Annotated in this window: 8 protein-coding genes; 6 read left to right on the top strand and 2 right to left on the bottom strand. The window is 62.9% G+C overall.

Translation table 11 applies throughout. The annotated features are described in order from the left end of the window. The 4 genes from BMY67_RS18660 to BMY67_RS18645 form a co-directional block, all read left to right on the top strand. Positions 1–315, top strand: a 315-nt coding sequence (locus tag BMY67_RS18660) for an integrase core domain-containing protein (RefSeq protein ID WP_143069933.1), incomplete at its 5' end; no start/stop codon positions are given. Between the two features lie 17 nt (positions 316–332). Further along, positions 333–710 carry a DUF4932 domain-containing protein gene (locus BMY67_RS18655; RefSeq protein WP_143069932.1) on the top strand — a complete coding sequence of 126 codons (378 nt, stop codon included), beginning with the start codon at positions 333–335 and terminating at the stop codon, positions 708–710. Further along, positions 707–1771: a sensor histidine kinase gene (locus BMY67_RS18650; protein ID WP_092774301.1), complete on the top strand. Its 1065-nt coding sequence runs from the start codon at positions 707–709 to the stop codon at positions 1769–1771. Before BMY67_RS18655 ends, BMY67_RS18650 begins: the two co-directional genes overlap by 4 nt. Further along, positions 1768–2469, top strand: coding sequence for a LytR/AlgR family response regulator transcription factor (locus BMY67_RS18645; protein WP_092774300.1), 702 nt, complete (start codon positions 1768–1770; stop codon positions 2467–2469). The genes BMY67_RS18650 and BMY67_RS18645 overlap by 4 nt, the downstream gene beginning before the upstream one ends. Before the next feature lie 29 nt (positions 2470–2498). Here BMY67_RS18645 and BMY67_RS18640 read toward each other — a convergent pair whose 3' ends face one another. Together BMY67_RS18640 and BMY67_RS18635 are read right to left on the bottom strand one after the other, a co-directional pair. Next, complete coding sequence (locus BMY67_RS18640) at positions 2499–3980, bottom strand: cellulose synthase family protein (protein ID WP_177189937.1); 1482 nt, start codon at positions 3978–3980, stop codon at positions 2499–2501. A 219-nt stretch (positions 3981–4199) separates the two neighbouring features. Beyond that, a complete protein-coding gene (locus tag BMY67_RS18635) occupies positions 4200–4889 on the bottom strand; it encodes a glycosyltransferase family 2 protein (RefSeq protein ID WP_092774303.1) in 690 nt (229 codons plus the stop codon). A 257-nt stretch (positions 4890–5146) separates the two neighbouring features. On the opposite strand from BMY67_RS18635, the gene BMY67_RS18630 reads away from it, so the two are divergent. Both BMY67_RS18630 and BMY67_RS18625 read left to right on the top strand, forming a co-directional pair. Beyond that, positions 5147–5608, top strand: a complete 462-nt coding sequence (locus BMY67_RS18630) for a peroxiredoxin (RefSeq protein WP_092774299.1) — start codon at positions 5147–5149, stop codon at positions 5606–5608. 240 nt (positions 5609–5848) lie between these two features. Continuing rightward, on the top strand, positions 5849–6655 hold the full coding sequence (locus tag BMY67_RS18625) for an IS5 family transposase (RefSeq protein ID WP_092769703.1): 807 nt from the start codon (positions 5849–5851) through the stop codon (positions 6653–6655). Positions 6656–6669: the final 14 nt, after the last annotated feature.

Below are 6669 nucleotides of genomic sequence, written 5' to 3'. Positions count from 1 at the left end.
GGGCTCATCATCCACGCCGACCGCGGCAGCCAGTACACCAGCGCGGCCTGTCGCGCCCGCATTGCCCAAGCGGGGGCCCTGCCCAGCTTCAGCCGGCCGGGTAATCCGTATGATAACGCCCAGGCCGAAGCGGGCTGGAGCACGCTCAAAACCGAGCTACTGCCCCCAGGCACCGCCTTCGCCTCGATCGAAGAAGCCCGCCTAGAAGTGGCCCATTACCTCGACACCTACTTCAACCTCGACCGTCGCCACTCTGCCCTCGGCTACCGCTCACCCCACCAATTCGAACATGACTTGAAAATCAACCTACCTTAGCGCACTGTCCGTTTTTACTGGACCACCCCAATATCTATACCAAAGCCCTTCAGCAGCGCTACAAAACCGATATCAATAAACTGGCCTACCTGTTCAACAAAACCGACGCGGGCATGAAGCACAACAATATTCACGACTGGGCGCACTGCTTTGATGAAAACCTGGTGCGCGGCGTGACTATTGCCCTGTTGCGGCAGTACCAGTCGCCCAAAGAAGCCCGCAAGCAGCATGCGCAGGAAGTAGTTGATGATTTTCAATACGCCGGCGACATTGCCGATGTAATTACGGCCCGGTATAGCGGCCGGCGCACCTACCCGGATTTTGAGCAGTTCTTCCCCGAAATTCTGGCGTACTTGGCTCAGAAATACCCCACCGCCGAATCGACCAACCAATGAGTACTGCCCGGCCGCGTGCCTTGCCCGAATGGCCCGTTCACCTGCTCATCTGGGCCCTGTTGCTGGTAAAAGATGTGGTGGCGATGCACGACGCGCCGGCCTCTATGCCGCCCGGAACGGCGGGGGTAACGTACTGGCTGGTGAGCTTAGGCTACCTGCTGATTAGGGCGGCCGCGTTCTACCTGCCCGTGTGGCTGGTGGCCCGGCCCCTGCTGGCGAGTACACTCGGCTGGCAACCGTTCGTGCGGGCGGCCGCTGGGCTACTATTGGCCCTACTGCTCATTACGGGGCTGCGGTACGGGTTGGAATTTCATGTATTCAAGCCGCTGCTCGGCTTCGATAATTACGAGCAAAACACCACTTTCACGGCGCAGTGGTTTATTGAAAACAGCATCCGGTTTCATTTCGACGACGTGCTGTACGGGCTGCTGTACGCCGTTATCCGGCACAACCTGCTGGCCGAGCAGCGGCGGCGCGAAACCCAGCAAGCCCACACCACGGCCGAGCTGACCTTTCTTCGTTCCCAGCTGAATCCGCACTTTTTGTTCAACACCATCAACGATATTTACGCGCTGGTGTACCAGAAGTCCGATGATGCGCCGGGGGCCCTGCTGAAGTTGTCGGAGTTGTTGCGCTACATGCTGCACGAAGCCCACCACGACCAGGTGCTGCTGACTCGCGAGCTGGACTACCTGAACGGGCTGATTGAGCTGCAGCGCCTGGGCACGAAGGGCAAATTGCACCTGGATTACCAGCTTCGGGGCCCGTTGAATGGGCAACTGATTGCGCCCATGCTACTGGTGTCGTTTGTAGAAAACGCCTTCAAGCACGGCGTCGTGACGGACGCCGCGCGGCCGGTGACACTGCAGCTCGACCTAGGCCCCAGTACCCTGAACCTCTGCCTGCATAATGCTAAAAACCAGCAGCACAAGGACCAGCTGGGGGGCATCGGGCTGGCTAACGTGCGGCGGCGGCTGGCCCTGCTCTACCCAAACCGGCACACGCTGACGGTAACCGACACGCCCACCGACTTTCAGGTTACCCTTCATCTCGACTTATGACCGATGCTATTCACTGCCTGCTGGTAGATGACAAGCCGCTGGCGCTTGATATCCTGACCGATTACGTGGCCAAGGTGCCTTTTCTGCAGCTGGCCGGCAGCAGCGAAAACCCCTTAGAGGCGCTAAACTGGGTGGGGGAGCGGCGCGTCGACCTCATTTTCCTCGATATCCAGATGCCGCAGCTCACGGGCCTGCAGTTTCTGCAGGCCTTGGACCGACGTGCGCAAGTCGTACTAACCACCGCTTACGCCGAGTATGCGCTGGCCGGGTTCGAGCACGACGTCATCGACTACCTGCTCAAGCCTATTCCGTTCGAGCGGTTCTACCAGGCCGCCCAGAAGGCCCAGCGGCGGCTCCGCCCGGCGCCGGCCGACCCGGCCCGTCCGCACTTATTCGTGAAGACCGAGCATCGGATGCAGCGAATCAACCTGGCCGAGGTGCTTTATCTGGAAGGCTTGCAGAACTACGTGCTTATCCATACAACGACGGAAAAAGTAATTGCCCGGCAAACGCTCAACAGTCTGGAAGCCAGCTTGCCCGCTGCAGATTTCGTGCGGGTGCATAAGTCGTTTATTGTGGCGCTGGCTCACATCCACACCGTAGAGCGCAGCCGGATTTTCATGCAGACCGGTGCTGATAACTCCCCCGTAATTCCGGTTGGCGACACCTACCGGAGTGCTTTTTACGGCCGGCTGTAGACTGGCTCCCGATAGCAGTCAAGCGCCTCCTAAGCATGGCGTAACGAATAATAGAAAACTAATCCGTAGCCGGTAGCCAGCAGCATGTGGGTGGGCAACAGGCCGTATTCGTGCAGGTAAAAACCGGCTCCGATGCCGAACAGGAAGTAGGCGGCTAGCAGGCCTTCGAGCACCGTGAGGCCGCCCAGCAACCGGCTGGTGCGGTAGCGCCGGCCGCGCCAGCCCCCGGCCCCGGCGGCCACCATGCCCAGCTTGGGCGTGCGGATAAAGGCGCTGCGCCGGCCCAGCAGCCCCAGCATCACCGCCCGGCTGTTGTGCAGACTCAGCCCCATCGAAAACGCCAGAAACAAGAGCAACTGTCCCCCAAAGCCCATCGGGGCCGGCCGCTGCCGGGCTGCCTGCTGCCAGGCGGTGCGGAAGTAGAACGTGAGCGGCACCAGCGCCAGCAGGAAAAATGCCGCCAGATAGAACACCGGCCGCAGCTGCTCGGCCCCCAGCGCCCGCACAAACACCAGCGGCACGCTCAGCACGGCCATCAGCAGAATGGCCAGAAACACGGCGCTGTTGAGCAGATGAAACGTGGCGTGCAGACGGGTGCTTAGCGGCTGCTTCGAGCGCCACACCTGCCGCAGGTGCTTGCGGGCCGTTTCGGCCGCGCCCTTGGTCCAGCGGAACTGTTGCGACTTGAGCGCGTCCATCGTGATGGGCAATTCGGCAGGAGCCGCCACCTGGGGCAGATAGTGGAAGTGCCAGCCGCGCAGCTGGGCCCGGTAGCTCAGGTCCAAGTCCTCGGTGAGCGTGTCGGCGTGCCAGCCGCCGGCATCCTCGATGCAGGCGCGCCGCCAGATGCCGCCCGTGCCGTTGAAGTTCAGAAAGTGCCCGCCCGCCTGCCGGCCCACCTGCTCCACGAAAAAATGCGCGTTCAGCCCAAATGCCTGCAGCTGGGTCAGCAGCGAGTAATCTTCGTTGAGGTGGCCCCAGCGCGTTTGCACTACGCCGGTGCGGGCGCTGCCGGGTCCGAAGAAGTGTGGCACGGTGCGGCGCAGGAAGTCGGGCTCGGGCAGGAAGTCGGCGTCGAAAATGGCTACCAGCTCGCCCGCGGTGCAGGTGAGGCCGTGGGCCAGGGCGCCGGCCTTGAAGCCGGTGCGCTCGGGTCGCCGCTCGTGGGTGATGTGCAGGCCCCGGGCAGCGTGGTGCCGCACGCGGGCCGCCGCCAGGGCTACGGTTTCATCGGTCGAGTCGTCGAGCACCTGCACGTGCAGGCGGCCGGCGGGGTAATCGAGGGCGGCGCAGGCATCAATCAGGCGCTCGACGACAAACTGCTCGTTGTAGAGCGGCAGCTGCACCGTTACAAGCGGCCACTCGGCGGGGGCCGGCGGGGCGGGTAGCACGGGGGCGGCGTACACCCGCCGGGCCAGCCGCGTCAGCTGCCATTGCGTGAGGCTAAACCCCAGCAGCAGCAGCAGGCACAGGCCGTACACCGTTATGAGCAGAACTTGCAGCGCGAGCATTTAGGGGGTGAGGAGGTGATGGGGTGATGGGGTGATGGGGTGAGGGGGTGAGGAGGTGATGGGGTGATGAGGTAAAAGGGGCGTCATTCTGAGCGGAGCGAAGAATCTCGCATGCCACAGTAATTCCTGACGTAAGGGTTACCATGGCACGCGAGATTCTTCGCTCCGCTCAGAATGACGCCCCTTTTACCTCATCACCCCATCACCTCCTCACCCCCATCACAAATACCGAAAAATGGTCCAGAGAATCTTGTATCCGGCGCCCAGGGTGCCTTTCACGGTGCCCGAGACCTTGCTGATGCCGATGCGGCGGCGGTAGCGCACGGGCACTTCCACGGAGCGCAGTTGGAGCTTGGCGGCCTTGAGCTGCATTTCCACCGTCCAGCCGTAGGTGGTGTCCTGCATGCCGATACGTTGCAGGGCCTCGCGCCGGATTGCCCGGAACGGACCCAAATCGGTGAAGCGGGCGCCGTAGAACCAGCGCAGCAGGGTAGTGGCCAGCCAGTTGCCAAACAGCTGCTGGGGCAGCATGGAGCCGGCCTGCCGCTCGCCCAGGGCCCGCGAGCCAATCACCATATCGGCCTCGTTGCGCACAATGGGCTGCACCAGGGCCGTCATGTCGGCGGGAAAGTCGGAGTAGTCGCCGTCGAGAAACACGATGATATCGGCCTGCTCGGCAGCGGGGCGGGCGAAGGCGTGGGCCATGCCGGCCAGGCAGGCGTGGCCGTAGCCGGGGCGGGGCTCGCGCAGCACGGTGGCGCCGGCCGCGGCGGCCACGGCCCCAGTCTGGTCGTGGGAATTGTTATCCACCACGATTACCTCGCGCACCAACCCGGCCGGAATTTCGGCCAGCACGCGGGCAATAGATTGCTCCTCGTTGAAGGCGGGAATGATAACGTCGATGCGCATGCGGGGGGGGAGGAGGAGGGAGGGGGCCAGCCCGATTCGGCCGGCCGGCCGGCGCTGGCCAACTGCCGGCGGCAGCAGCAGCGGCACAAAGATGCACAGATGCCCCGGCTTCGGTTGGGCTGGTGGCCGGCCGGTGGTTGGCCAGGTGCATTTGAAAGGCGCATCAGCGGTTTTGGCGTACTTTTGCGCCGGCCCACTGTTGGGCTGAACCCGCGCAGCTCCGCGCCCCCAACCGGCCCCCAAGCCGGCCCCATCCCATGCTCCAGATTGGCGACCAAGCCCCCGATTTCTCCCTGCCCACCGCTAGCGGCGACACGTTCAAACTCAGCGACCTGCGCGGCCAGCGCAGCGTAGTGCTCTACTTCTACCCCCGCGACAACACGCCCGGCTGCACCACCCAGGCCTGCTCGTTCCGCGACGAATACCAGGATTTCCAGGACCTCGGCGCCGAAGTAGTGGGCGTCAGCTCCGACTCGGATGCCTCGCACCAGCAGTTCGCCGACAAGCATCGCCTGCCCTTCCCGCTGCTGGCCGACACCGATGGTAAATTGCGCAAAATCTACGAGGTGCCTCGCGCCATGCTGGGCCTGCTGCCCGGCCGCGTTACCTTCGTCATCGACCAGCAGGGCGTCATCCAGTACATCTTCAACTCGCTGAGCAACGCCGCCGACCACGTCAGCAAAACCAAGGAAGTGCTGACCAAGCTGGCGCAGAGTTGATAAACCTATTTGGTGTCATACATACCAGGCTTTTCAGGCTAGATGCAACAACGCTGACCGATTTAGTCAACGCTGTTGCATCTAGCTCAATGTGTCAGCCTGCTTTTCCTGCAACCCTGGGGTGTGAGCTGCCCCTATTCTTTTACCGTATGTCTGAGTTATTCCAAGAGTTATTTGAGCGCGCCCGCCAGGAGAAACGGCTGCTAGAGGCTGTTATGCACTGGTGGCGTAATTTAGGGGATGGCACAACGAAATGGTTATCCCAGCGACGTGACGGATGACGAATGGGCGTTTGTAGCGCCCTATCTGGCCCTGGTGCGCGAAGACGCGCCACAACGGCAGCACGACCTTCGGGCCGTCTTCAATGCCCTGCGCTACTTGGTTAAAACCGGCTGCGGCTGGCGTTACTTACCCCACGACCTGCCGCCCTGGCCCGCCGTGTACCAGCAGTGGGCCCGCTGGCGCGACAACCGCTGTTTTGAGCATATGATGGCCGATTTGCGCGAGTTGGCCCGCGTGTTGGCCGGACGAAAGGCTGAGCCCACGGCCGTCATATTGGACTCGCGCACGGTGCAGAGCACGCCCGAAAGCGGGGCCCGCGCCGGCTACGACGGGGCCAAGCGGCGCAAGGGCAGCAAGGTGCATGTGGCCGTCGACACGCTGGGCCACCTGCTGGCCGCCATCGTCACGCCGGCCAACGAGCCCGACCGCGGGCAGGTTGACGCGCTCTGTGAGCGGGTGCAGCAGGTCACGGGCCAAACCGTGCAGGTAGCCTATGTCGACCAGGGCTACACGGGCGAAGACGCTGAGTACGCGGCCGCCGTGCACGACATTGACTTACAAGTCATTGCCAAGCCCGAAGGCCAGACCGGCTTTGTGCTGCTGCCCCGCCGCTGGGTCGTCGAGCGCAGCTTTGGCTGGGCCGCCCGCTTCCGCCGCCTAGCCCGCGACTACGAACGCCTGGCCCTGACGATGCAGCAATTTCACTTCCTGGCCTTCGTTACACTCCTGCTGGCAAAAGGCGTTTTCCGAGCCACCAGTCCATAACAGCCTCTAGGGAT

It is taken from the genome of Hymenobacter actinosclerus (genome assembly GCF_900111515.1).
GTDB lineage: Bacteria > Bacteroidota > Bacteroidia > Cytophagales > Hymenobacteraceae > Hymenobacter > Hymenobacter actinosclerus.
This window is presented reverse-complemented; position numbering and strand designations above follow the sequence as displayed.

Bases quoted from the DNA above. Each gene is read 5' to 3' on its own strand.
- BMY67_RS18645 (WP_092774300.1), top strand. From the start codon at position 1,768: ATGACCGATGCTATTCACTGCCTGCTGGTAGATGACAAGCCGCTGGCG.
- BMY67_RS18635 (WP_092774303.1), bottom strand. From the start codon at position 4,889: ATGCGCATCGACGTTATCATTCCCGCCTTCAACGAGGAGCAATCTATT.
- BMY67_RS18650 (WP_092774301.1), top strand. From the start codon at position 707: ATGAGTACTGCCCGGCCGCGTGCCTTGCCCGAATGGCCCGTTCACCTG.
- BMY67_RS18640 (WP_177189937.1), bottom strand. From the start codon at position 3,980: ATGCTCGCGCTGCAAGTTCTGCTCATAACGGTGTACGGCCTGTGCCTG.
- BMY67_RS18630 (WP_092774299.1), top strand. From the start codon at position 5,147: ATGCTCCAGATTGGCGACCAAGCCCCCGATTTCTCCCTGCCCACCGCT.
- BMY67_RS18625 (WP_092769703.1), top strand. From the start codon at position 5,849: ATGGCACAACGAAATGGTTATCCCAGCGACGTGACGGATGACGAATGG.